The 2,087-nt window shown below is 68.4% G+C and carries 3 protein-coding genes; 1 reads left to right on the forward strand and 2 read right to left on the reverse strand.

Annotation, left to right across the window (positions count from 1 at the left end; translation table 11 throughout):
- Both Q0L11_RS08965 and eno read right to left on the reverse strand, forming a co-directional pair.
- Positions 1-277 (reverse strand): septum formation initiator family protein (locus tag Q0L11_RS08965; RefSeq protein WP_296596775.1); only part of this gene is annotated, 277 nt, incomplete at its 3' end.
- Between the two features lie 78 nt (positions 278-355).
- On the reverse strand, positions 356-1,636 hold the full coding sequence (eno, locus tag Q0L11_RS08970) for a phosphopyruvate hydratase (RefSeq protein WP_296596776.1): 1,281 nt from the start codon (positions 1,634-1,636) through the stop codon (positions 356-358).
- 132 nt (positions 1,637-1,768) lie between these two features.
- On the opposite strand from eno, the gene Q0L11_RS08975 reads away from it, so the two are divergent.
- On the forward strand, positions 1,769-2,087 hold a 319-nt coding region (locus Q0L11_RS08975; RefSeq protein WP_296596777.1), incomplete at its 3' end, for an enoyl-CoA hydratase-related protein.

A 2,087-nucleotide genomic window follows, 5' to 3' on the forward strand; every position in this document is an offset into this window, starting at 1 on the left:
CATAATCCCTCGGGTCCGCGAAGCCTAGCAGGGAGCGCGCCCTTTCCTCCAGGAGATCGGCGGAAAGGCTGTTGTCGCGCAGGAGTTGAGCCCGAACTTCGAGATCGTGCCGCTGGGCGGTCAGCCGCTTAAGCTCCTGGGTCTTGGCCGTCAGGGTCGCGTCGCGCTGATTCGAGCGCAGCAGTCCGCCCTCGCCGGTGAAGGCGTGCACGCCGAAATAGAAGATCAGCAGCGCCAGAGCGGCGGTCGACAGATACGGGCGGAGACGAGCGAGCACAGCGAATCCCAGAACAGCACCCTTAGATCGCGCCTAGATGGTTAAGGCGCGACTAACCTTCCCGCCCGCGGCGCGGTCCTAGAGGTTCCGGAGCGCGCCCTTGCCGGCGTAGACGGCCTGGTCGCCCAGTTCCTCCTCGATGCGCAGGAGCTGGTTGTACTTCGCCGTGCGGTCCGAGCGGGCCAGCGAGCCGGTCTTGATCTGACCGCAGTTGGTGGCGACGGCCAGGTCGGCGATCGTGGAGTCCTCGGTTTCGCCCGAGCGGTGGCTCATCACGGCCGTGTAGGCGTTGCGGTGAGCCAGATCGACGGCGTCCAGGGTCTCGGAGAGCGTGCCGATCTGGTTGACCTTCACCAGGATCGAATTGGCCAGGCCCTTGCCGATGCCCATGCCGAGGCGCTCGGGGTTGGTCACGAACAGGTCGTCGCCCACGAGCTGGATCTTGCCGCCCAGCTTGTCGGTCAGGATCTTCCAGCCGTCGAAGTCGTCCTCGGCGCAGCCGTCCTCGATGGTGACGATCGGGAACTGGGCGACCAGGTTGGCGAGGTAGTCGACCATGCCGGCCGGATCGACCGTCTTGCCTTCGCCTTCCATGACGTACTTGCCGCCCTTGAAGAACTCGGTCGAGGCCACATCGAGGCCCAGGTGGAAGTCCGTGGCGGCCTTGTAGCCGGCGCTCTCCCCCGCCTTGACGATGAACGCCAGGGCTTCCTCGGCCGAGCCGATGTTTGGGGCGAAGCCGCCCTCGTCGCCGACGTTGGTGTTGTGGCCGGCGGCCTTCAGTTGGGCCTTCAGGGCGTGGAAGATCTCGGCGCCCATGCGCAGGCCCTCGGCGAAGGTCTCGGCGCCGGTCGGCAGGATCATGAATTCCTGGATGTCGATCGGATTGTCGGCATGGGCGCCGCCGTTGATGATGTTCATCATCGGCACCGGCAGCACGCGGGCCGAGACGCCGCCGACGTACTTGTAGAGCGGCAGCGCCGCCGAGCTGGCCGCAGCCTTGGCCGTCGCCAAGCTGACGCCGAGGATGGCGTTGGCGCCCAGGCGGGCCTTGTTCTTCGTGCCGTCCAGTTCGATCAGCAGCTTGTCGATCCGGCGCTGGTCCTCGGCGTCCGAACCCGACAGCGCATCGTAGATCTCGCCGTTCACCGCCTCGACGGCCTTCTGGACGCCCTTGCCCAGGTAGCGGCCCTTCTCGCCGTCACGCTTCTCCACCGCCTCGTGGGCGCCGGTCGAGGCGCCCGAGGGAACGGCCGCGCGGCCCATCGACCCGTCCTCGAGGATCACGTCCACCTCGACCGTCGGGTTCCCCCGGCTGTCCAGGATCTCGCGGGCGGTGATGTCGACGATCTCGGTCATGGTCTTCCTCTGGCGGCGTGGGCGGCCCGGTGCTTAGCCAGCTTCTCCCTCGGGGGCAACGTCCAGCGGCCCGCGCCCGCTTGACGGCCGTAGCGGCGCCGGCCCATCCCACGGCGTGCAAAGGAGTACGCCATGCTGCTGGTCGAGAAGCCCCTGGACGGGGTCGCCGTCGTCACCCTGAACCGGCCGGAGGCGATGAACGCGCTGTCCAAGGCGCTGCGGGCGGCGCTGCAGACGGCCATGGTCGAGCTGGACGCCGATCCGGAGGTGCGGGTGATCGTCCTGACCGGCGCGGGCGAGCGCGCGTTCACGGCGGGCCTGGACCTGAAGGAGCTGTCGAGCGACCCGCTGGGCATGGGCGCCGCCAACGCCACCGACCCGGCCCAGAACCCGGCGCGCGCCGTCCTGGCCTGCTCCAAGCCGATCATCGGCGCCATCAACGGCGTGGCGA

Origin of the sequence: Phenylobacterium sp., from assembly GCF_024508875.1 — a bacterium.
GTDB lineage: Bacteria > Pseudomonadota > Alphaproteobacteria > Caulobacterales > Caulobacteraceae > Phenylobacterium.